Origin of the sequence: Mycoplasmopsis phocirhinis (genome assembly GCF_004216495.1) — a bacterium.
In the GTDB taxonomy this organism is placed as follows: domain Bacteria; phylum Bacillota_I; class Bacilli_A; order Mycoplasmatales; family Metamycoplasmataceae; genus Mycoplasmopsis; species Mycoplasmopsis phocirhinis.
The window spans coordinates 518420-543101 of record NZ_CP034841.1; the positions used below are offsets into that span (position 1 = coordinate 518420).

Consider the following 24682-nt stretch of genomic DNA (forward strand, 5'->3'; position numbering starts at 1 on the left):
AAAAGCCCGAAAAGGGGGCGATTTAATCATATGGTGGCTCCGGCAGGAATCGAACCAGCGACACACGGAGCTTCAATCCGTTGCTCTACCTACTGAGCTACAGAGCCACAATGGCGGTCCAGACGGGGATCGAACCCGCGATCTCCTCCGTGACAGGGAGGCGTATTAACCACTTTACCACTGGACCATTTGGTGGCGGAGGTTGGACTTGAACCAACGACCTCAGGGTTATGAGCCCTGCGAGATACCTAACTTCTCCACTCCGCGATGTGATAAGTTTTTTTTAGTGCCATAACAGCAAATGGCGGGTGATGAGGGATTTGAACCCCCGCGGGCCGTGAAGCCCCTGCTAGTTTTCAAGACTAGTCCCTTCAGCCGGACTTGGGTAATCACCCGTGGTGGACCTAACTGGATTCGAACCGGTAACCGACCGGTTATGAGCCGGTTGCTCTAACCGTTGAGCTATAGGTCCATAACAGTTAGATGTGTTCCATATAATGGTAGCGTCGAAGAGAGTCGAACTCTTGACCTTCCGGGTATGAACCGGATGCTCTAACCAACTGAGCTACAACGCCATAATGGTGGAGGATATGGGATTCGAACCCACCACCCCTTGCGTGCAAGGCAAGTGCTCTAGCCAAATGAGCTAATCCCCCGATGGTGAAGAAGACAGGATTTGAACCTGCGACCACTTGGTCCCAAACCAAGCGCTCTACCAAGCTGAGCTACTTCTCCGCTGGTATGCTTTCTATTAAAAGCAAGATTATTATATCATAATTTGCTTATACAAAAGTTTTTTTAAAAAATTTTTTTATTATTAATAATGAGCATAATTTAAATTAAAAAAACGAGCTAAAAACACTAAAATTAGTATTTTTTTGCTCGTAAATAAGATTTTAATTAAATTTGTATTTAAAATTATGTAATTTAGCATAGTCGTCAACATATTCGTTGTAACCATTTGTAATTAAAGTAATGTTTTTTATTTTTAAAAAAGCCTGAGATGAAATTTTTTTTATTGTGTTGGGTATATATACATTTTTTAATTTAGGCAGTGAATTAAATGTAAAATCTGGTATATTTTCAATACCTTGCTCTAAATAAATTTCTTCAACAAAATCTTTAAATGAAAATTCTTGTCCAATTAAAATGGTTGAAGGATGCACATAAATATGTGTAATTCCAGCCGGAACTGAAACTAACTGTGAAAAATCATTATTGTATAAAAGTCCTTTATAAGAAGCAAATGAATAATTACCTGGTTGAACTTGAATAGATTTAAGAAAAGGAGAATTAAATAATTCTTTACCATCTTTTAATGTTTTTGTATATTTTGATAAAGTGATATTTTTGTTTAAATAACCAAGTGGTGTTGCTAAAATTTGTGATAAATCTTTGTTATATAAAGCGGAATCAAACGAAGCATAAAAGCTATTTTGTTCATCGACTTCAAAACTTTCTAAATTTGCTAACATACCCTGATATTCGATGTTAGTAACATATTTTCCAATTTTTAGCGTTTTTAAGTTACTGTTATTTAGCAGAGTATTAGATATATTTTCAATTTTAATTGCGTCTAAAATATTTGGTGCTTCAACATTTTTAACATTAGCATCTTTAATTGATAAACCTTTTCAATATTCGTATTGAATTTCGTTATGACTTAAAGTGTAATTTAACATTCTTATTACTCGGTGGTCATTTGAAATTTCTTGTGAATTGAGTCTAAAATATCTTTTTTGTAGTGCTCCTCATGTTGCGTCAGAATAAAACCATTCTTGTGTTTCAGGGTCTTCGATTAATACTCATTGATGATCACCTGCTGATGATCAACCTATAACCATAACTGAATTAACACCAATTAAATCTAACATTTCCTTGTATAAATTACTATAACCACCACAAACAGCATATCTATATTGAATAATTTCTCACGGATTAATACGCGGCGCATTTTTACCCGATGCGTATTTTACATTCGCTGTTATTCAATCAAATATAGCACGAATTTGTTCTTTTTTGCTCATTGATTCTTTAATAATTGTGTGATATAAAAAATTCTTAACTTTTTCTCTTTGTTCGTTAGTATAACCGATTTCACTAAATTTTTCAACAAAACCATTACCACCAAATTTTAAAAAATTAATAACCTGGTCATTTATGAATGTGTTTTGTGGATTATCACGACGATTTTTTTCTTTTAATGATGCACTAATTGCTTCTATTTGGGGATAATTAACTAATAAATTGTTTTGTTGTTGTTCTTTTTTTTGAGTTAATTTATTGTAATTATCTCCTGCTCAATTTGGCTTTAGATCTTCAAGATCGCTAAGTGAATTTTTAAGATCTTTAATTTGGTTAAAACGCAAGGTTAAATTATTATAGTATTCGTTTAAATTTTTTGTATAAATTTGTTCATCTGAATTAAACATAGGTAAGTCGAAATTAGCGATTTCGTTTTCGAGTAAATCGTTTACTTCTTCATATTTATATTGAGCTTCTTGTTTAGTAGTTAACAAATAATTATTTAGTTCATTTTTTAAATCAATAAGTTTTAACTTTAAATTTTCAATCAATGCAATATTATTTTGTTTATTATCATCATGTTGATTGATATTTGTATTGGTGTTTGTAGTTGTATTTTGTGTTTGCTGTTGAGTTGAATTATTTTTCTCGTTTTTAATATCAGAATTATTTTGTGTTTTTATAGAATCATTTGTTGGAGGTTGAGGATTAATATTTTTTTGTGTTATTTGTTTATTGTTTTCACTCGTATGGTTTTGGTTTTTGATGGTAGCATTTTTTTGTTGTAGATTGTTTTGATCTTTATTTTGCTCGTTATTTTTTGGAGTTTCTTTTTGCTCGTTTCTATTAAATTCATTGTTTTTAGCACACGAAAATACCGCTAAACTTAAGGCAAAATTTAAAGGTGCTACAAATAGTATTTTTTTTAATTTTTTTCTCATATATGCCTCATTTGTATTTTTTATCATAACAAAAAAACAGGAAAACCTGTTAAATTTATTTTTGAATTGCAAATTCTACTAATGTATCAAGTAAAACTCCCATAGGTTTGCCTTTAATGTCAGCTGTACCCGCAATATCACAATGTATATAAGCGACATCATTTGTGAATTGTTTTAAAAACATCGCTGCGGTGTTATGATCAGAAGTTTCAACGATATTATAATTGTTTAAATCTGCGACAATACTTGCAGTATTTGGCTCATGAAAATCATCATGTAAAGGCATTCTTCATACTTTCTCACGTGCTATTTTGGCTGATTTTTCAAATATTTCTCAATTGTTTTCATCTGTTGATCAAATACCTGAATATTCTGATCCTAATGTTCTTGACATTGCCCCTGTTAGAGTTGCGACATCAATTAAAGTAGTTGCTTTTAAAACTGTTGCTGCATAATATAAACCATCAGCTAAAACTAAACGACCTTCAGCGTCTGTGTCTGTAACCTCAACAGAAATTCCTGCCATTGATTCATATACATTTTCTGGTAAAGAAGCATCACCATCTTGACGATTATCAGTTATACACATTACAGCCACTAAATTTTTCTTAATTTTTAATTCGGCGGCAGTTTTAACTGTATAAGCAGCAATTACTGAACCAGACATATCATATTTCATTCCTTCCATATGATAGCCTTTAGTATTCATTCCTCCAGTATCAAAAGTTATACCTTTACCTATATATGCGATTTTTTCGTTTGAATCTGGAGCACCATTATACTCAATCACAACTACACGTGGCGCGTGTGTAGAACCTTTATTAACAGATAAAAGTAACCCCATCCCTAGATCGCTAATTTCGTTTTTTTTCAACACAGTGATTTTTAAATCACTATTTTGTTCAAATTCATCTTTAATAACATCCGCCAACATTTCAGAATTTAAGTAATTTTCAGGCATTACTTGTAAATTTCTGATTGAGTTTTTATTTAATGCGATTATTGCGTATTTTTGAGCAATTTCGGTGTATGAAGCATCTGGCAATAAAAAGGTAAATTGTTTTTTTTGCGGTGCTTCTTTTTTCTTATTAAATAGAATTGCTTCATAAAAAAATATTTTTGAATAAAATGCTTTAATAACTGCATCCATATCTAACTTATCCGAAACAAAAGTTTTAAGATCTATTTGATAATTACGATTGGCATTTATTACAAATTCGTCAATAAAATTTAATAATTGTTCGTAATTTAAGTCATTTTCTACATAAATATATGCTTCTTTGTTGTTAATAAATTCAGTTATTGAACCGTTTTTTGTTGAAATTTGAGGCTTAATCTCGCTTTGATTTGAACCTAAAATTGCTTTTAAAATGAAATTTTCATTTCTAAATGTTGAATAATATTTTTTCATTATTCCTCCTAATGTAAATATTATTATATATGAGTGCCGGATATAAATTAAGTTAAATTCAATTTAATATATTTTTCCTTATTTTTAAATTCAGATTATTTTTTGTATTTTATTTATATGAAAATAAATAACATTTTATTTAAAAATATTGTAATTAATTATTTTAAATTTTTAATTAAAACAACCTCTATTGATGTATTACGTTGGCCAAGTGAATTAAATCAATACCAAATTAGAATAATTATTTATTGATCTACAGAATTCTTTTTTCACAGTTTAGGCTTAAAACGTAAATTTTTTAATTTAGACAAAAATTATGATGTCTATAAATTTTTCTATCAAATTATTCATAATATTATTGATTTTGATTGAATTTATACAAAATTATTAAAGAAACAACGATCAAATTTTTTAAAGAAAATAAAAGCAATATTATTTTTTTTGTCAAAATTAAAAACCAATCAAATATTTAACTGATTTAAATTTAAACCTTTCAAAAACGAAAACGGTACTTATAATCATAGTGAATGTATATTGTTAAGTGATTGAAATGATACTTATCAAATAGTTTTACTTTGCAAAATAGGCAATAAATATCATTTGGACATTAATAAACATCGTTCGATTTATTGAAATGAATTACGCAACTGTATCAATGTTGTTGTGATACCAATTTCACTTAAATTGGTTGCAAAAAATAAAATAAATACAATGAATTTATTCAAAGTTAATTGAAGTTTTCAAAATTTCAAACAAAATAAAAAATGAGCTTTAAATGCTCATTATGATAATTGAGATCAATATTCTACAACTCTAACTAGTTGTGAAACATAAGACATTTCATTGTCATATCAAGCAAATAATTTATAAATTTTTTGGTTATTTGCGTGTTGAACATGAGTTAAAGTGGCGTCGAAAATTGAACCGTAATTAGAACCTATAATATCTGAAGAAACAATTTCATCTGTGTTGTATTTTAATGTTTCATTGGCTGCGTTTTTAAATGTTTCGTTTAATTGTTCAATTGTAGGCGATTTTTCCAATTGTACAGATAAATCGATAATTGAACCTGTGATTGTTGGTACTCGTAAGGCTATTCCGTTTAAAACTCCTGCTGCCTGTGGTATTACTAAACCAATAGCTTTCGCTGCACCTGTTGAAGTTGGAACTGTGTTATAACTTGCGGCTCTTGCTCTTCTTAAATTTCCTTTGCGGTGAGCTCCGTCTTGAAGCATTTGGTCAGCTGTGAATGAGTGTATTGTGGTCATATAACCATTCACTAAACCAAAATTATCTACTAATACCTTAACTACAGGGGCTAATCCATTTGTGGTACATGAAGCTGCAGAAATAATTTCATCATTATTTGTTAGTGTATGGTGATTTACATTGTAAACAATGGTTTTAACATCATTTCCACCTGGAGCTGAAATTATTACTTTTTTAGCCCCGGCAATAATGTGTTTTTGAGCTAAAGGTTTTTTGGCAAAAAAACCAGTAGATTCAATTACGATATCTATTCCTAACTCTTTTCAAGGCAGATTTTCAGGGTCTTTTTCGGCAAAAACTTTGATTTCTTTACCATTTAATATAATTGAATTTTGTTTTACTTCAAGTTCGTGTTGTAAAGAACCAAAAGCAGTATCATATTTTAATAAATGAGCTAACATTGCAGGATCGCTTAAATCATTAATTGCGACAACTTCGATATTATTTGATTTTAATTCAAGGATTCGACGTAAAGTTAAACGACCAATACGACCAAAACCATTAATTGCTATTTTTTTCATTTTATCTCCTAATTTATTTATATTTATTTTACATTTTGTAAAGTTCATTTTAGTTTTGATCAACTTAAATATGGAATAAAATTAAGAATTATTTCCATAAATAACGCTTTTTTTGGTCATCTTTTTTATTAATTGAAATTTGTAAAATAAAAATCCCTAAAAGGGGATTATAATTAAGTGATTTTAGCAAAATGTATATTTTCTTTAATTGCATCGATTAATAATTTTGCTTTAGGCATATCAATAACATTTGGAATACCAATTCTTACTTGTGTTTGTTGACGACCGTTACGTCCTACTTCAAAATAAATATTAGATTTATATTCAATTGTGTTTCTTAATATTTCAGCATTATAGTTTTTTGGTGTGTTCATCACTAATAATCCATGAGTTATATTTTCACCTTTAACTACATCACTAAAACCAAGTTTAATTAATTCATCACGAATATAATTGTAAATTAATTTTTTTTCTTTTCTAATTGCATCTATTGTTTGATTTTTAATAACTCTAATTGCTGCATTCATCGCAACTAAAATAGCACTTGCGGGTGTATATGGAGTTGATTTTTGTTCATAGTAATATTTAACATAGGCTGGAATATCAAAATAGAATTTAAAGTTAGTATTTTGTTTAGCACTTTCAATAGCTCTTTGCGATAGCACGATACAACTTAAGCCAGGCATTAAACAAAATGCTTTTCCACTTGTGGCTATAACTGCATCTAAACCTCATTCGTCAAATTTAACATCATCATGAATAAATGATGAAACAGTATCGACAATAAATAAAGATTCACTTGCGTATTTTTTAACAATTTTTGATAATTTTTCAATATCGTGCAGTACACCTGTTGAAGTTTCGTGGTGTGTGACAAAGATTGATTTAAATTTATTATTTTTTAGAGTTGTTTGAATTTGATCAAAATCAAATGTTTTGCCATCAGCAAAACTAATTGTGGTTAATGTCTCATTAAGACCTAATCTTTGTAAAAGAATTTTAAATCTTTTGCCAAAATCACCTGCTTCGATCAAAAGGACATTTTCGCCTTTTTGGGCTAAATTAACAACAATTGCTTCCATTGCGCCTGTGGCTGATGAAGTTATAAATAAAGGTAGAGCACTTTGTGTTTTAAATAGTTCGCGAATTAATTTAGTTGTATCTTCTAAATAATATTTAAATAATTGTGAGCGATGGTGTAAAACACACTGGCTCAATATATCATTAACTTCGTTGTAATTATTAATTGGACCGGGCGTAAATAATAAAGTTGTGGCATGGTTGCGATATCTTGAATCTAAATTTTGTAAATCTTCAAAAGTATCTAATTCACGAATTTCGATGTTATTAATTTCAAAATGTTTGAATTTTGTATTGAGTGTTCATAAAAAAGATTCAAAATAGTTATTAGGATAATTTTTATAATATTCGGCAAGATTTTGTCGCATTTGTTCAGCAGTTGTAGCATCAATAAACAATAAACCAGATCATATATTTTTCATAAATGAATCTTTAACTAAATGGTGAGAAATGATATTTTGGTTAGCATCAATTTTATACATTCACTCAGGTTTATGTTCATGTCCTTTGATACTGAATGCTATTGAACAGTTCGTGTTATTAATTTGTGGCACTAGCTTGCTAAAAATATTTTCATTAAAATATAAATCACCTTCAACATATAATGTGTCATTAAAACTATCACGAGCGTATCATAAACTACTAATATTGTTAGCTATATCAAAATCAGGGTTTTCAATTAATCTAACATCATATTTTTCAACTAAATAAGTAAATTGCTCTTTAAAATAACCAACCACAATTGAAATATTTTTGATTCCAACTTGCTGCAAAAATTTAATATTTCGCTCAATTATTGGCTCGCCATGAACTTGAACTAATGGTTTAGGTAAATATTGAGTTAGTGGTGCCATTCTTGTACCTTTACCAGCCGCAAAAATAACAACATTTTTTATTTTTTTCATATTATTCCTTTTTGTACAAAAATATTTTTGTAAAAAATCAACTACCAGTTGATTTTAATTATTTTTAGTTTTGAAAATTTCAGCTTGCTTTAAAACATATTCATTTCATAATTCGTTATTAACAGGATCATCAATTTCACTAATTGGAGAAGCTGCTCGTCAAGCGATAATTTTTTTTCCTTCTTGGTCGCGAATGGATATTCCTGTGAATATTAAATCAGCTGTAGTATTTTTGCCGCTAATATCTAATATTGCTTTTAAAGCCCCAGTATTCATATCTACAGTTGCTCATTTTTCGAATCATAGACCTTTTTCATTTCCTTCATCATTTGCGTGATTTGTTGTTAATTCTTCGGAAGGAATTTGATTATTTAATATTGTTACAAAATTACCAGGTTTTAAAGAGGTATTTAAATTAATCGGGTTATTAAAATTGGTAGTATGAATACGATCTGTATATTCAATAATTTTATTTTTGTTTACTACGTTTTCAATTCACTTATCTATAACTGAAAAATTAGGGTGTCCTTTATAATAAATATTATATTGATCTTGATATTTATTAATTACATGAGCTAAAAGATCTTTTTCAATTTTGACATCACCGCCAGAACCTAAAAAAATTATTTTAGGTTTATTAGCATAAAGTTGTTGGCTTTGTTTTACTTTATCGCGTTCAACACGTCAATCTTGTCTAGAAATTTTATAATAATCTTTACTAAACGGAATACGTTTTTTATTAATATCACGGGCTTGGAAAAATGTGTTTTTAATTCTTCAATCTTTATCTACTGAATATGGGTATACTCTTTTTAATTGTTTATTTTTAAATTTATCAACTCCATCATGGTCTTCAAAGAAAAAATAAACATTGTCTAATACAGTTGAAAGTGGAATTCAACCTGTGGGACCACTTTCAATATCTTCAATGCTAATTTGCTGATTTTTACGATTAAAATCATCAATATCATTGATAAATCTAGTTTCGTATGAAGAAATTATTGAACTAGCTTCGTTTAAACACAAAAATTTAACATTTTTAAAAGCAGCTAATTCTAAATATTGTCGAATATAATTTAATTCAGCACTAGAAACTCATAAGTTAATTTTTTTATCAGGGTTTGCAACAATAACATCTCGTAATGACTTAATTAAAAAATCTTTATTAGTTCAAAACCGGTTAAAATTATACACGCGAGATTTTTTGTCTTTATCTAAATTGATTGCACGCATATTGTGCAATCAATTTTCAAATTTCTCTTTATCTACTGACATTCGACTGTCGCCATAAACAAACTGGGTGAAATGAACTTCACCTTTTGCCATCATTGCTAGTCTTAATTGATCTCAAAAAGGTTGAATGCTTGTTGAAATTCCAAACATATTTATATCTGCTTGGTCTAATAGATCACTGACATTATAATGTTCATTAATCAAATTATCATCATTGATTTTTAATAATGTGTCAACATTATTTTGTTTTAACGTAATTGGTTTGAATTCGTAATTAATTGTTTTTGTTTGTTTATTTAAATCAAAATTATTTTGATTGTAATTAGACACATGAACTTTATAAATTTTATACCCCGCTAAAGAAACTGTAGCCGTTACTAATGTTCCTGTTACCAGAGTATATGACAAGATATTACGTATTTTCATTTTTCCTCACTTTGTTTGCTTTAATATATTAATTTTAATATAAATTATTGTTAAAATAATAAATTTTAACTTTGCTTATTTAATTTGAGTGAATTTAATGAAAAAAAGTGTCAAAAGACACTTTATTATTTTATTCCTTCTCATTTTCAGTTTTTGACTTCGTCAATATCAGTACCAGTCTCTCTGATGTAATTTTTATGATATTCAAGTTTTTCGCTCATTAGATCTATAAATGATTGTGCTTGCTCACCATAAACTGCTTTAGCAGCTGTTATTGACATATGAAATCTATCCATGTGCGATAATTGACGAATATCAAATGAAGTTGTTATATCTCCGTGTTCACGGTAGCCGTGAGGGTGTAAATTTCTATTTTGTCTTGTGAAGAAAATATCTCTTAAAAGACTTTCATAACCATGGAAGGCAAATAAAATTGGTTTATCAACGCTAAATACTGCGTTAAATTCTTCATCACTTAAACCTCGTGGGTCGATTGAAGGATGTCTTAATTTTAAAATATCAACCACATTAATAAATCTAATTTTTAAAGATGGGAAATGTTTAATTAAAATTGAAATAGCTGCTAAAGATTCGATTGTTGATTCAGTTCCAGAAGCTGCCACTACTAAATCTGGTGTTTGATTAAGAGATACATTTGAAGCTCAATCAATAACTTTATAACCTTTTTGAACTAATTCTTCAGCTTCTTCAATACTAAAAAATTGTTCTCTTGGTTGTTTAGAAGCAACGATTAAATTAATCACATTTTTTTCGCTAAAAGCTTTTGCTGATACAGCCAATAATGTATTGGTATCAGCAGGTAAATATTCTCTGACCACATCAGCATTTTTATCAGCTAAATGTCCTAACATACCCGGATCTTGATGAGTATAACCGTTATGGTCTTGTTGGAATGCGTTTGATGTAGCAATTAAATTTAATGAAGGAATTTGTTTTCTTCAAAATAAAGGTTTACATTTATTAATTCATTTTAAATGTTGTGTAACCATTGAATCTACTACTCTTAAAAATGCTTCATATGAAGCAAATACTCCATGACGTCCGGTAAGTACATAACCTTCTAAAAATCCCTCAGCTTGGTGTTCGGATAATTGTGAATCAATAATTCGACCAGCAGGTGCTAAATATTCGTCTAAATCAGTGTTTATTGTGTCTAATCATTGACGATTAGTTGTTTTTAAAACATCAAAAAGGCGGTTTGATTTTGTTTCATCAGGTCCAAAGATTCTAAAATTAGTTGGGTTTAATTTGATTAATTCGGCATAATAAGTTGATAAATTAACCATATCTTGTGAAATTAGACTACCTGGTTTGTCAAATTTAAGGGCAAAATCTTTTCAATTACCTAATTTTAAATTTTGAGGGTTAATTCCACCATTTGTGGCAGGGTTCATCGCCATTCTTTTATCATCATCAGGTGCTATATAAAAATCAGGTTTTAAGCATGCATTTTCGTCAAATAATTCTTGTGGTCTATATGATTGCATTCAATCAATAAGTTCTTGTAAATATTGAGAATCTTCTGCTTTAACAGGTATAGGTACTTGGTGAGCTCTAAAACTTCCTTCTATCTGGTTATTGATAAATTTTGATGGTCCAGTTCAACCTTTAGGAGATCTAAAAATAATCATTGGTCATTGTGGGCGAGTTTGTTGTTGTTCATTTTTTTTGGACGCTTGGGCTTTGATAGTTTGAATTTTTTCAATAGCATAATCTAATTTTTTAGCCATTTCAGCATGGTAATCAGATACTTGTTCAACTTCAACAAAAATCGCTTCTCAACCAAAACCTTCAAATAATTTAGTTAATTCCGAATTCGAGCGGCGAGCAAAAATTGTTGGATTTGAAATTTTAGCGCCGTTTAAGTGCAGAATAGGCAATACTACACCATCATTTTTAGGGTTAATAAATGTATTTGATAATCAGCCAGCCATTAATGGTCCTGTTTCAGCCTCGCCATCTCCAATTACAGTTGCCGCGATTAAACTAGGATTATCTAAAATAGCCCCAGTTGCGTGTGAAAGTGAATAACCTAATTCACCTCCTTCGTGTAAAGAACCTGGAGTTTCAGGAGCAGCGTGTGAAGCAGTTCCACCCGGAAATGAGAAAATTTTGAATAATTGTTTCATTCCTTGTTCATCTTGGGTTATTTGAGGAAATAATTCAGTATATGAACCATCAAGATATGAATTTGCTACCATAACTTGACCACCATGCCCAGGTCCTTCGATGTAAAACATATTTAAGTCATATTTATTAATTACTCTATTTAAATGAGCGTAAATAAAGTTTTGTCCAGGAATTGTACCTCAATGTCCTATTGGGTAGATTTTTAAATCTTCGGGTTTAAGGCCATTTTTCATTAACGGATTATTTCTTAAATACATTTGACCGACTGCGATATAATTAGCAGCCCTTCATCAAGCGTCGACTTTTGCTAAATATTCTTTTGAATCAAAATCAACATTTTTGTTTTGCATTGTTTTCTCCTTATTGTATTATTATTTTTAATTATAGTAAATTAGTTATTTTTTTGGTTTTTAATTAGTTATAAAATTTTTACTTTATGGAATCAATAGCACACAAAAAAATGCCACTTGGCATTTTTTTAATATTTTTATTTAAAAACGTGTTTTACACCAATTTGACTTAAAGTATCGTTGTGTACTTTGGCAAATCCTTCTGAGAATTTATCAAATTTTTCTCATTCTTCTGGTGTTAGAGACATTTTTTCTGGTAAGTATTCATAACCATTTTCACCAACAACTACAGGGATTGAAAAGTAAATTCCAGGGTGTTTGAATGTATCAGGCAATTTCACACCAACTGTCATAATTTTTCTCTTGTTTTGTAAAATAGCGGCAGTAATTTCGTACATTGATGTACCAATACCGAATTGTGTATTTCCTTTACGTGAGAAAATTTCAAATGCTTCTTTTTTACTGTCTTCGTATAGTTTTTGTTTAACTTCTTCAGTAAATTGAGGTAAATCTTTAATTAATGTTTCACCAATTTTAGCATTTGATCATACAGCCATTGCTGAAGCACCGTGTTCTGCGATCATTGAAACTTGAATTGAATCTGCTTGTACGTTGTATCTTTGTGAGATAAGTTTTTTCAATCTAGCACCGTCTAAAATTGTACCTGCTGAAATAACTTTGTTTGCTGGTAAACCTGATGCGTAGTGGAATACAGCGGCCATTACATCACAAGGGTTTGCAGCCACAACAACTGTACCTTTAAATCCTTTTTCTTTTAATACAGAACCAAATGAAGCCATCATTTTAGCATTCGCACCAGCTAGTGCTAGACGATCTGAAAAGTCTTTGTTTGCTGGAATTGAAGCACACACAGCAACAATATCAGCATCTGCAGCGTCTTGCTCTAATGTACCTGTTCTAAATGTAGAACCATTTCTTGGCATAATTGCAACCATGTCTGAAAAATCTTTTGCATGAGCATAAGCCACTTCTTCATTTTTATCAACAAATACTCATTGTGCTTCTAGACCTCTAGCAACTGAAACATTTACATATGTAAATCCAACATTTCCTAGGCCGACAACAATAATTTTTTTCATATATATCCCTTCTAAAATATTTAATTTATTTTTTGTTTGTTTAGCTTTTAGCTTAATTTAATTATAAACCTAATTGCCTTGAATATGAAATCATTTTTATATGAGAAAATTAATTTTATTTAATTTTTAATGCTTTTTTAAGGCTTTTTTGTATTTTTTATTTGGTGTACAGTTGTTATATTGCTTACAACAAGGCAAAAAAAGTTAGTAAAATAAAAATAAATGTGGAAATTTCCACATTTACGCAAAAGTAAAGTTTTGTGCTTCAACTACTTTAAATCCAGCTTGTTCTAATTGTGTTTTTAATGAACTAGCACCTGGATTTATTTCTATTTCGTTGCTAAAATCAGAAGCATTTTTAGCATATTTAATAAATAGAGTTAAATTCACTAATCCTGAACCACTTAATTGTTCATCAGTTTCAATTCTAATTCGTTTAGTTATTGAACCATTAGAAAATATTATTTTTGAAGGTTGCATTGGTTCATCAACAATATGTTCTAAACCGGCTTCGTTTAAATCTTGAGCTTTAACACTAAATGAAGCTGAGTCGTTAAATAAAACTAGACGGCTGATTTTTCTTGCTTTATTACTTGGCTTAAATTCGTCATGGAATTTAAGACCTCTTAAACTTTTGATTTTAGCTACTCTTGAAAAATCTAGTCCAACTGGATAACTATTATCGCCTTCATTATGATCTGGGTTTAGACCAGCTCCAAAACCACCTTGGAAAATTGGTTCATTATTACGAGCATAATATGCCATTCTTAAACCTAAATTAATACGCTTAAATGGATCAGAATCATTTTCTTGATAATCAGAACTATCAAAAGCTAAAGTATTAAAGGTAATTCTAGTAGCAATATCCTCACCTCGTTTGTATTCAAAACTTACGTTGTAATCGTTTGTATTAATTCATTTTGTGTTGCGTAAAGCAAACGGGTTTATGCTTCAATTATCTAATAAAGAATTTCCAAGTGTATATAGCGACAATTCTTTAATTGTTTTATTTTCAAGAGCAATTAATGAACTTGTATTTGTTGCTCGATCTGAGAAGAATAATTCTAGCTGTGGTATTTGATCTGGTAATTGTTCTAAAATTTCTTTAAATTTTTGGCTCGCATCATTGTGCCCCATATTTCTTATTCGAAATGAGACAAAATTATACTCAGGTTTTGCTTTTAAATCAATTAATAATTGTTTAGTTTTGGCATAACCACTTGGATTAGCGGCATCTATTTCTAAAACATAACCTTCATTAATTTGCCCTTTATCATTTACAGGTTTTTCACGTGTCATTTTAATAATATTAATACCATCGGTTTTTGAAACGTTTAAAGATTTAAATTGTTCTTCATCAGTTACATCTTGGCTTTTTCAACCTGGATAAATACCATGTTGAACATTATATGGAGTTCGAATTTCAGCAGAACTAAAACTAAATACACGTCTTTCGTAATTATCTCTTGTTCTACGGGCTATTTCATTATTATATCCTTCAGGATAACCGGCCGAATATGAATCTAATTCTCCATTTTCGTTAATAAAAACATTATCTTCAGAAATTATTAAACCCTCAGATAAATTTTTAAGAGCGTTAGCTGAAAGTCTTTTAAATTTTGTAAAATCTAAATTATTATACAATCATATATAACGATGATCGCGTGAATGAAATTGCATTGTTTTATATTTTTGAGCTGCATCAGGAACTAAAAAATTAATTACATTTTCACTATCAAATAATTTTGATCATTTTTCAAATTGTCTTTGTCAAAAACCGGTTACCTGTGTTGCAATATTTGCTGCTATATCTTCTGGTTTTACCTCTCTTAATATTTTTAAAGCAGATTCACGTATATATTTGGCATTTATTCCAGTATTTTTTGTTCCATCACCTGCTACATTTTCTACAACTTTATCAATTAGTTGTTCTGTCACTTCAAGACGTACAATTTTATCTATAAAATTACTTTGATAGGGTTCGATGTTACTTATTTTATTTTGAATATCAAAGTGATTAATTTCTCTTGGTTTTTGTCTTGTAACTTCAGCACGAACATTTACTCCTAAAATATTTATTAATGCCTTTGAATCATCACTTGCGAATGGATTGATTTGAGTGGTTGTATCAATTATCTGTGGCTTTGGTTGTGGAATTGGTGTGGGAATTATTTCTGGTTTAGGTTCCGTTTTAGGTATAACTATAGGTTTAGGTTTTTCAATTGGTTTTGGTTCTTCGATAGGTTTTGGTTGGGGGATAGGTTCGGGTTTAGGTTTAGGCTTTTCAATAGGTTCAACTTTAATTATTTCCACTTTTTTTGATTCTTCTGGCTTTGGTTTAGGTTTTGGTTTTTCAATAGGTTTAGGTAATTCTCTAATGTTTTCGTCGGTTAATGAGTTTATTGTTTTTTGTAAATCTAAATTATCTTTTGCGATAAATTTAGTGTCTGCACTTGCATTTGTTTGGTAATCAACACCCTCATTTGGCTTAGAATTGGTGTAATATAAAGATGTAGTAACTATTGTTGCAAGCGATACGGTTGAAAAAAGCGATAATGTAAGATTTCTAATTTTTTTGTTTTTCAAAAAATTCATTTTGTCTCCAAATTTATGATTATTTCCAATTATTAATTAATAGATAAATTATATGAGCATTTTTTTTTTTTTTTTTTGCAAATAGTAAAAATTTTTTTGCTTGAAATGTTAAACAAAATTAACATGTTTCAGTTTGATAGTAATATCTTAACAAATTACTTAATATTTATGGTTTAAATTAGAGAGAATTTTAGTTTAAAGCCCCCCAATGTCTGGGGGGTTGGGGGGGTTAGAAGCCCCTATGATAGGGGTTTGGGGTTAGATTAGAAACTTTTTCATTGAATTTTATTTTTTGTTTTTTGACAAAAAAAACAAAAACACAAATCTATTTTTAATAGATTTAGATAAATATTTTGAACTTAACTTAAATATTATGTGTATTTTGAATTTAAAATTCTATCGTTTGGCGAATATTCAGGCGAATATCTTCCAATTCTTTTAATATTGATTTCAATAATTTTTTGTCTTGTTCATCCCAATCTGGCTTATTTTTGAATAAATTTTCTATTTTTGCATCCAACATTTGATTGAATGTGTAGCCTGCGGCTACTGTTTTCATCAATGTTTTGACTTGATAAACTTCTAATGGAAGTTTTTTATTTATTGAAAATTTTTCGTATAGTTCCATATCATTTGGTTGTAATTTTTTTGCTTCATATCTCGAGTTTTTAATTCTAAAATAAAGTTTGTTATCACTTCCAATTATAAATTTGGCATCAAATTTAGATTCAACACGAATTCTTTGATCATTTTGATAAGGTGCGTAATGAATTCCGTTGTAAAATACAGTCCCATTATTGATTTTTCTTGCTATTTCTAAATCAAAAAAATGTTCTAATCTTTCTTTATTTAACTCTCTAAAATGATTGACTTTGGGTTCAATTACTGATTTTCGTATTTGATTTAAGTATTTTAATATCGATTCTTCAGCATCGTTTGCTTGTTGTATTGTGTTAATTTTATTGTCTAAAAACCACAAAGGCAGGCGCATTTGAATAAAATTTTGTGCATTTTCTATGTGTGGTTTACCGTTAGAATTAGATGTAGTAATCAATTCAATACCCAGATTTTTTATTGCTTTAAATGTTACTGCGTTTGAATCTTCATTATTATAGAAATTCTTTCTTTTATCAGTAATTATTGTTGAAGGAATACCGTATCTATTCAACATTTTTTCTAAATTACTTTGGTGACCATTCAGTGTTTCAACATTTTTTTCAAAATGAATTGATAAAAGTTTGCTGGTTGCGACATCAATAGAACTTATTGCTGTTCAAAGTTCATTTTTAACAAAATAATGAGTACAACCATCAATTTCAACAACATCACCAAAGGAATATTTTAATCTTGTTTTTTTGCGCTCAACTTCTTTTTTCTTCGGTATTTTTAATTCTAAATCTAATGAATATTTAATACCAAAACCTTTCTTTTTCAATTTTATTCTTGCCTTACGTGCCTCTTTTCTGCCCGCTTTATACGCAAAAGCGCTACAAAAACCATTTTGTTTTAATCTTTTTACCATTTGGGAGTATGATATATATGTCTTGAGTTTTTCATGGTACGAAATTAAAGACATATACGAATTACATGAACTATTAGCATTGTTGCCACTAGCTAATAGTTTTTTATTTTCGTATTCTTGTCCTAAATTTAAAACCATTTCGTCGTTATATCTTTGAGCATTTTTATCGTTTGTGTTTTTGTGTTCAATGTTTTCAATATAACCATTTCCACGTTTTAACTCGTTTTTGTACAGTCTGACTGTAGAAACAGATTTATTTATTCTATTTGCTAATTGTTTATATGTTTCGTGCTTAAAAGTAATGATGGTATCTAAACATCATTTTTTTTGGATTACATAGTTAGTTAATTTGTCCATCTCTTTTACCTACTTTTTAATTTTAAGGGAAAACAGATGTTAATTTTGTTTGAGTTTTCACGTTTTTTTTTGCAAATAGTAAAAATTTTTTTGTGTTTTTTATCCTTATTAAAAAAGGCAAAATATTGCTAATTAAATTAAAATATAATGCTAAATTTTTTACCATAAATAATATAATTTATGTTAAATTAACAAAAGCATTTAAGGAAAAAAATGAAAAATAAAAAAATTTGACTAAACACTCTTGTTTTGACAACTCCAATGTCTGCATTAGCATTGGTTAGTTGTGTTCAAAAACAATCTAAAATTGATGATAAAAAAGATTCAAATATTGTTAAACCAGAAAATAAAGATAAACCACAACAAGATGTAACTAATTCAAATGTTAAAACTCAACAAAATACTCAACAACAACCCCAAAAGGCAAAACCAATATCAAATAAAAAAGAAGATAAAAAAACTACGCAAGATAAAATTAACAACAATCCCAATACAAATGGTGACCAAAACAATACAAAATTTCAAGATCCAAGCTCGCAAAATGAACAAAAAAATGAATTAAGCAATCAAGCGGATAATCAAAAAACAGAAAAACAAATTAACGAAAATTCATCAACATCACAAAATAATTTAGAAAATAAAAATGAAGAAAATAATGTTAATTCTAACAAAGATATAAATAACACACAATCAAATAAACAAATTGAACCAAATAACTCAAATCCTGATAGAAATGTTAATAATTATGTTGATCAAGATAATGTTAGCCAGCAAAATAAAAATACAAATAATGATATTCAAACACAAAATACAAACAATCAAAATGAACAACAAAATTTAGATCAAAAACAAAATGAGCAAGAAACTAATTTAGATAATCAAAAAGCTAATTCACAACCAAAACTTGAGATTAATGATGATAATAATTTTGCAAATTATAAGAATAAAATTACAGAATTGCTACGCATAAATGGCAATTTTAGTATTCAAAACGCTCAAATATTAAAAAATGTTAATAATGCTAATCAAAATTATGTTTTATTGAAATTTAATTCGTTAGGAAAATATGAATTCAATTCAAAAATAAGTTTTAAATTTAATGAAACTAACTATAGCTTTGATTTTGATAATAATTCTCTAATTTATTTATTTAAGCTAAACAAAAATGAAACATTAACGCAAACCAATAAAATTTCAGATATTAAAATTAATAATCATTTAATAACTAATGATGCTCTAACAGTAAATGAAGTTGTAAATCAATCTAGCACAACAAATTTAAGAGCTAATTCTGCTTCATTTACTAATAATCAAATACAGATAGATTTATCAGGTTCAAATAATTCATTACAATCAAATCAAGAATTTTATGTTACTTTAAAGCCAGATCGAAATTATTTAGGTTCTGATATTACATTAAAAGGTATTTTTAATAACAATAAAATTGTAATTAATGATCATGCAAATTTTGATTTTAGTATTAATAAATGAGTAATAACTCGTATCTTAAATACACAAAATTTATCATATGTAAAATTACCTAAAGATACAATTTCAAATGCTAAAAACGAAAATTCTGCTGATTTAACCTTAAGTATAAGCAAAAATTTTAGTGGAGATATCGAATCTATATCTATTAATTCAAATAATTCTAATCCAGGACAATATCTAGGTTCAATTAAATTGAATCAAGAAGCTATAACTAATTTAAATTTACTTAAACAAAAATACGTTCGTTTAGATTTTACAGACAAACATCAAATTGATTTAGATGCTTCAAAACCTTATCCAGAACACGAAAAAGGTTATTATACTAATTCAGTTGGTTTGAATTATCGGGATAGAAAAGATAGAATTTCAAATAAAAAATATATCTATTTAAATTATGATCAATTATCAAACTTTGCTATTTCAAATTTACCTTCTGGTATTCATTGACAATTAAATAAAATTGAACTGGTTGATAAATCAAGTAATTTAGTTACAAAAACATTAACTAACAATACTTCAAATACAGATTTTTATACTGAAATAAGCGAAAATATACAATTAAATCACGGCTATGAAAATGATTATAATAAACAAAATCTTCAATGAAGCATCAATAAAACGATTAACGATGATGAAAATAATCACATAGACAAAAACCTTTCTTATACAGATGAAAATTACATCAAGGCAAATGACTATTACATATCTCAAACACAATACTACTTTTTAAAAGATGATAATAGCGACAAAACTTTTACTCGTAAATTTGATAATATCACTCTAAACAACAAAGAATATAATTTTGCAACACTAGCTCAACACTTTAAAGATAAAGAATTTATTTCTAATAAAGAAAATACACAATACACATACACAATAGATTTATCTAGATTCAAAAATATAGATAATAAAAACCTAATTTTTAGCCTTAATTTTTTTGCTACGCCACTTAATATTGAACCATCACATTGGCGTATTAACCAAAATTCATATAAAATTAGTTTTTCGTATGAAAAATTAAAACAAGAAACCGAATTAGATAATATTGCAATTGAATTTGTGAAAAAATGAACTGATATCTATAAATTTATTGCTCGTTCAAGCGATTTATTTGGCATTAATGATTTTACTCTTGATCAAAATAAATTAGAAAAATTAATCAATGAAAATTTAAGGGTCAATGTAAAATTACAAAATAATAAAATTTTAATTACTTTAAATACCCGCAAAGGGGTGTTGAATTCAAAAATACATTTACATAATTTGAGTCAAAAACTTTCTACTTATGTTGAAAAATTTCAAAATTATCTTTCACTTATTTATACTGAAAATAAAAATGTAGATGTGGCACAAAAATTAAGTTTTAATCCAAATTCTTCAACTAATGATCTTCAATTACCGGACTTTATTTTTTCAAAAAAGAATGATTGAAAAATTTTATACAGCACCTTAGATAATTCAACTACAACAAATGACGCACCAGATTTTGAATTCACAACAAATCGCACAACAACTAATGATTTACACACAAATCCTATAATAAAAGACGTAGTTGCTCGCGAGTTTGGTTTATATAATGGCACTGGTTGGGTTATTGCTAAAGTAAAGCCAGATGATGATAATGATAATCGTTATTATATCGCAACAAATCAACATGTTCCCACACATCAAAGTGAGCCTATATTTGCTCCTAAAGATCACGTTAATGAACAAGATACTTCTCATTGAGATGTCAATTCTAATTGAAGTGTCGGTGGCAGCAATCCATTTTGAAGAGGTGATGATAGCAAAGAAATTTTAGGTAATGAAGTCTCAACAGCTGATGCAATTAAAGTTGTTTCTAAAAAACGTTATTCAGGAATTGATTTAAAAATTCATATTTTTGATACAACCGAAGCGGTTAAATATTACAACGACCATAAAAATGACTCAAATATAGATACTAACGCAATATTCCAAAGCGCTAAAGCAATCTATAATTGAAAAAATTTAAATAAAATCAAATTCAGCGAGCGTGCTAATTACATCAAAAGTAATACTTTAATAAGCACATACGCATCAAGTTTTCCTGGTTCCACAGCTGGCAATACAAAACGTAATATTCAAATTAGACATAATATTGTAACTAGTTTTACCGAAGCAGATAATCCTGGTGGACATAATTATACTGATTCAGAAACGTTAGCTTTTTGAGCCAAATTTAAAAATACAAATTTACAAAGTTATAACGCTTTACAGGCAGGTTCATCGGGCACAGGTGTATTTGATGATGAAGGTAATTTTTTAGCAATTCACGCCGGCAAAAGTAATGGCTATAACTTTTCGTATATTTTAAATAATCCGCGAATTGCTTTTATTGGATATTTAAATGGCTTTAACGATAATTCGTTTGCTTATAAAGTTCAACGTCTAAATCGTCTTTATCCAGATTTATTTGGCTTACCAGAAATATTTAGTGAATTTGAAAAACCGTTTTAATTAAAAATTAGCACAGCAAAAGTTGTGCTAATTTAATTTTAATTTTCACGCGTTATAACCATTATCAATAGCTTTAGATATTAATTTATTGACACTAGATTCAAGACTTGCAAAAATTTGATAAATTGCTAAAGCATCAGCGTATGCGTTATGGTGTGTGAATTTAATGTTTAATTTAGTTGCGATTTGATCAAGTTTTTGTGTATATTTAAATTCATTTGAATTGTATTTTGCTAAACCAAAACGACTACAAAAAAAATCAATTTGTGTCGTAAGTGCTAAATCCATTCGTGTTAATTCTCGCATTAAAACACGGATATCAAATGCAATATTGTGTGCTATTAACAAATATTCGCCATTAAAATATTGACTAATTTGTGGTCAAAATTGAGCAAAGGTAGTTTCATTTTCAACCATTTCATCACTAATGCGGTGTTGTCACATTGCTTCTAACGTGATTGGTCTTAAAGGATTAATCAATTTATTAATTTTAGCAACAATTTCATCGTTTTCAACAATAACCATTCCAATTTGACAAACATAACCATTAAATCCGGTGGTTTCAAAATCAAAAAAAACAAACTTGTTATTTTTTTGAACAATTTTATTTTCTTTTTTGTTTAATTTTACTGTTACATAATTTATTAAAATTTTATTTTGTTTACTTAAATCAACTATTGACTTTTGATAATTAATGTCTAATTTTGGTTTAGTTAGGTCTTTAAGATAATTCTTAAATAATTTACATAATTCATTAATATTTTCTAATTCAACTTCTAGTTTAGAATTATTATAAATATTAAAAATAATTAAGCGAAAGTTTTGGAATTCATTTAACTTATTTAAATTTATTAAAATACCAATTAATGCCATTTCAAAAATATCATTATCATTTAATGTTTCATTAAATTTAAGTGCATATACAATTTCATTTTGATAATCGATTAAATCAATGATTGTTGAAATATTTTCAAATTCAACTTTAAATCTTAAAAGTGAATTATTGTCTTGTATATTACTTAAACGTTGATAAATTGTTTGGCTTTGCTTGCTACTGATTCAGTTTCTGTATTTTATATCAATAGAATTTGGGGCTATAAAATCTGCTCTAAAACAAGAATCAAAAACCATTGCCAAGGAAATAAATTTTTGATTATTATTTAAATTCATAATTTCTTGAATTTGTTCAATTAGTGCATTGAAATGTTTTTTTTCATTAATGTGTAAAATTCTTGCTAAATTATTGATGTTTTTGCAATTTTTGAAAAAATATAGCAATTTTACATAAACATTATTAATCGAAACAACATCGTATATTTGTTTTTTAGATTTTAATGTAATGTTGTTTTTTAATTCCAAAGGTTGTACGGGATACTGTAATCATATTTTTTTGATAAATTGCGAAATTTCAAAGCGTTGTGTTGGAGTTAATGTGTTAATAAAATTTTGCAAAGTGTAAATTCGCTCAAAATCTTGATGTTTAGTTGTTTGCGATGTAACTAAATCATACTTATTTAAATCCGTATAAAAAAAATCTTGTTTTAGAATAAAATTTGTGTCAATAAAAGAAGGAAAAAAGTTTTGGTTATATTTTGAATAAAAATTAACCAAAGTTAGATCCTCACTGGCTCTAGTTAAAGCAACATAATATAAATTTTTAGATATTTGATTATCTTCATTGATATTGAAGTTTTTTTCAACATTGGAATTAAAATTATAGACAATTACACATTTTCTTTCACGACCTTTGCTTTGATGAACACTTGCGAATACAACTTTATTTTTTAGAATTTTGTCATTAATTTCTGTTAAATTTGAAATTGGATAATACGTTCCATATCCACGTTTACTTATTTCATTAGCCACCATAACTAGACTATTTTCAATTAAAGTGTTGTTGATAAAAGGTGAAATCACAAAAATATTTTGCTCGCCGTATATTTTAATTTTTTCCTCAATCAAATCACTTATTTTTTGTATGAATTCATTTTGTCAAACATAAATGTTAAATGTGGAATTTTGTGTTGAAAAATTACTGCCATTATTAGGATTTAAATCATTAGTTTTTAAAAATTCTCAGATATTTTGTTTAACTCTAAAACTATTTGTTAAAGACATTTTTTTTCATTCAATATTATTATTTATTAATGTATCAGCATTAATAAAATAATACGGTGTTGCTCTATTATGTTGATAAATAGTTTGATTAACATCACCAAGCAAAATATAACGACATGATTTATTTTTGATGTTATTAGCAAAAATTAATTGACATAAATTTCATAATATTGGCGTTAAATCTTGTGCTTCGTCAATAATTATTAAGTCAAAATCTATATTTTTTATATTTTGTGAATATTGACTTATTATTATGTTTAATTCATCATCATTACGACATGAACTTGCTCAATATGAAGCAGCGAATGAATGAAATGTTCGTATTTCTATAAATTCTGCATTATTATCCATAAGATGTTTATTAATTTTTACTTTAGTATCTTCCATTAAACGAGTATTGTAAGTTAAAATTAATATTTTTTTATTGAAATTTGCTTGTACAATACCAACAATTGTTGTGGTTTTACCTGAACCGGCTACGGCATTGATGATTATATTATTTGTCGTTGAAGATTTGATAATTTCGTTTTGTTCTTGACTAAAACATAATTTTGTTGGATTTAAGTTGTTATCGATGGTTGACATATTGAATATATTGTAATACTTTATTTATGTTTAAACATTAAATCTTTGGTTTGGTTAAATATAACAATATAAATTGCTCTATGTTATAATGAAATATATTTTATATCTAAAATATTAAATTTAA

Annotated in this window: 12 protein-coding genes and 8 tRNA genes; 2 read left to right on the forward strand and 18 right to left on the reverse strand. The window is 28.1% G+C overall.

What is annotated here, in order from left to right; all coding sequences use genetic code 4:
• Positions 1-31: 31 nt before the first annotated feature.
• The 10 genes from EG856_RS02055 to EG856_RS02100 form a co-directional block, all read right to left on the reverse strand.
• Positions 32-107: transfer RNA gene (locus tag EG856_RS02055), tRNA-Phe, on the reverse strand.
• Positions 108-111: 4 nt separating this feature from the next.
• Positions 112-187, reverse strand: a tRNA-Asp gene (locus EG856_RS02060).
• Positions 188-190: 3 nt separating this feature from the next.
• Positions 191-267, reverse strand: a tRNA-Met gene (locus EG856_RS02065).
• Positions 268-302: 35 nt separating this feature from the next.
• Positions 303-395: transfer RNA gene (locus tag EG856_RS02070), tRNA-Ser, on the reverse strand.
• Position 396: 1 nt separating this feature from the next.
• A tRNA-Ile gene (locus EG856_RS02075) sits at positions 397-472 on the reverse strand.
• Between the two features lie 26 nt (positions 473-498).
• Positions 499-575 (reverse strand) — tRNA-Met (locus EG856_RS02080).
• A 4-nt stretch (positions 576-579) separates the two neighbouring features.
• A tRNA-Ala gene (locus EG856_RS02085) sits at positions 580-656 on the reverse strand.
• 2 nt (positions 657-658) lie between these two features.
• A tRNA-Pro gene (locus EG856_RS02090) sits at positions 659-735 on the reverse strand.
• Positions 736-896: 161 nt separating this feature from the next.
• The gene (locus tag EG856_RS02095; RefSeq protein WP_165381422.1) at positions 897-2966 is read right to left on the reverse strand and encodes a transglutaminase domain-containing protein; all 2070 of its coding nucleotides are present in this window, start codon (positions 2964-2966) and stop codon (positions 897-899) included.
• A gap of 55 nt (positions 2967-3021) precedes the next feature.
• The gene (locus tag EG856_RS02100) at positions 3022-4377 is read right to left on the reverse strand and encodes a M17 family metallopeptidase (protein WP_130429476.1); all 1356 of its coding nucleotides are present in this window, start codon (positions 4375-4377) and stop codon (positions 3022-3024) included.
• Between the two features lie 117 nt (positions 4378-4494).
• On the opposite strand from EG856_RS02100, the gene EG856_RS02105 reads away from it, so the two are divergent.
• The gene (locus EG856_RS02105; protein WP_130429477.1) at positions 4495-5211 is read left to right on the forward strand and encodes a hypothetical protein; all 717 of its coding nucleotides are present in this window, start codon (positions 4495-4497) and stop codon (positions 5209-5211) included.
• On the opposite strand, the gene gap is transcribed toward EG856_RS02105, so the two are convergent.
• The 7 genes from gap to EG856_RS02140 form a co-directional block, all read right to left on the reverse strand.
• Positions 5160-6167, reverse strand: a complete 1008-nt coding sequence (gap, locus tag EG856_RS02110; protein WP_130429478.1) for a type I glyceraldehyde-3-phosphate dehydrogenase — start codon at positions 6165-6167, stop codon at positions 5160-5162. The two genes, EG856_RS02105 and gap, sit on opposite strands and share 52 nt — an antisense overlap.
• 173 nt (positions 6168-6340) lie before the next feature.
• Positions 6341-8152: an aminotransferase class V-fold PLP-dependent enzyme gene (locus EG856_RS02115; RefSeq protein WP_130429479.1), complete on the reverse strand. Its 1812-nt coding sequence runs from the start codon at positions 8150-8152 to the stop codon at positions 6341-6343.
• A gap of 54 nt (positions 8153-8206) precedes the next feature.
• Positions 8207-9811: a hypothetical protein gene (locus EG856_RS02120; RefSeq protein ID WP_130429480.1), complete on the reverse strand. Its 1605-nt coding sequence runs from the start codon at positions 9809-9811 to the stop codon at positions 8207-8209.
• 125 nt (positions 9812-9936) lie between these two features.
• The gene (locus tag EG856_RS02125) at positions 9937-12312 is read right to left on the reverse strand and encodes a phosphoketolase family protein (RefSeq protein ID WP_130429481.1); all 2376 of its coding nucleotides are present in this window, start codon (positions 12310-12312) and stop codon (positions 9937-9939) included.
• A 137-nt stretch (positions 12313-12449) separates the two neighbouring features.
• A complete protein-coding gene (locus EG856_RS02130) occupies positions 12450-13412 on the reverse strand; it encodes a lactate/malate family dehydrogenase (RefSeq protein ID WP_130429482.1) in 963 nt (320 codons plus the stop codon).
• A gap of 240 nt (positions 13413-13652) precedes the next feature.
• A complete protein-coding gene (locus tag EG856_RS02135) occupies positions 13653-16007 on the reverse strand; it encodes a putative immunoglobulin-blocking virulence protein (RefSeq protein WP_130429483.1) in 2355 nt (784 codons plus the stop codon).
• A gap of 388 nt (positions 16008-16395) precedes the next feature.
• Positions 16396-17886, reverse strand: a complete 1491-nt coding sequence (locus EG856_RS02140; RefSeq protein WP_130429484.1) for a hypothetical protein — start codon at positions 17884-17886, stop codon at positions 16396-16398.
• Between the two features lie 213 nt (positions 17887-18099).
• Between EG856_RS02140 and EG856_RS02145 the strand changes: the two genes are divergently transcribed.
• On the forward strand, positions 18100-21855 hold the full coding sequence (locus EG856_RS02145; RefSeq protein ID WP_130429485.1) for a hypothetical protein: 3756 nt from the start codon (positions 18100-18102) through the stop codon (positions 21853-21855).
• A gap of 27 nt (positions 21856-21882) precedes the next feature.
• Here EG856_RS02145 and EG856_RS02150 read toward each other — a convergent pair whose 3' ends face one another.
• A complete protein-coding gene (locus EG856_RS02150; protein WP_130429486.1) occupies positions 21883-24558 on the reverse strand; it encodes an exonuclease domain-containing protein in 2676 nt (891 codons plus the stop codon).
• Positions 24559-24682 lie beyond the last annotated feature (124 nt).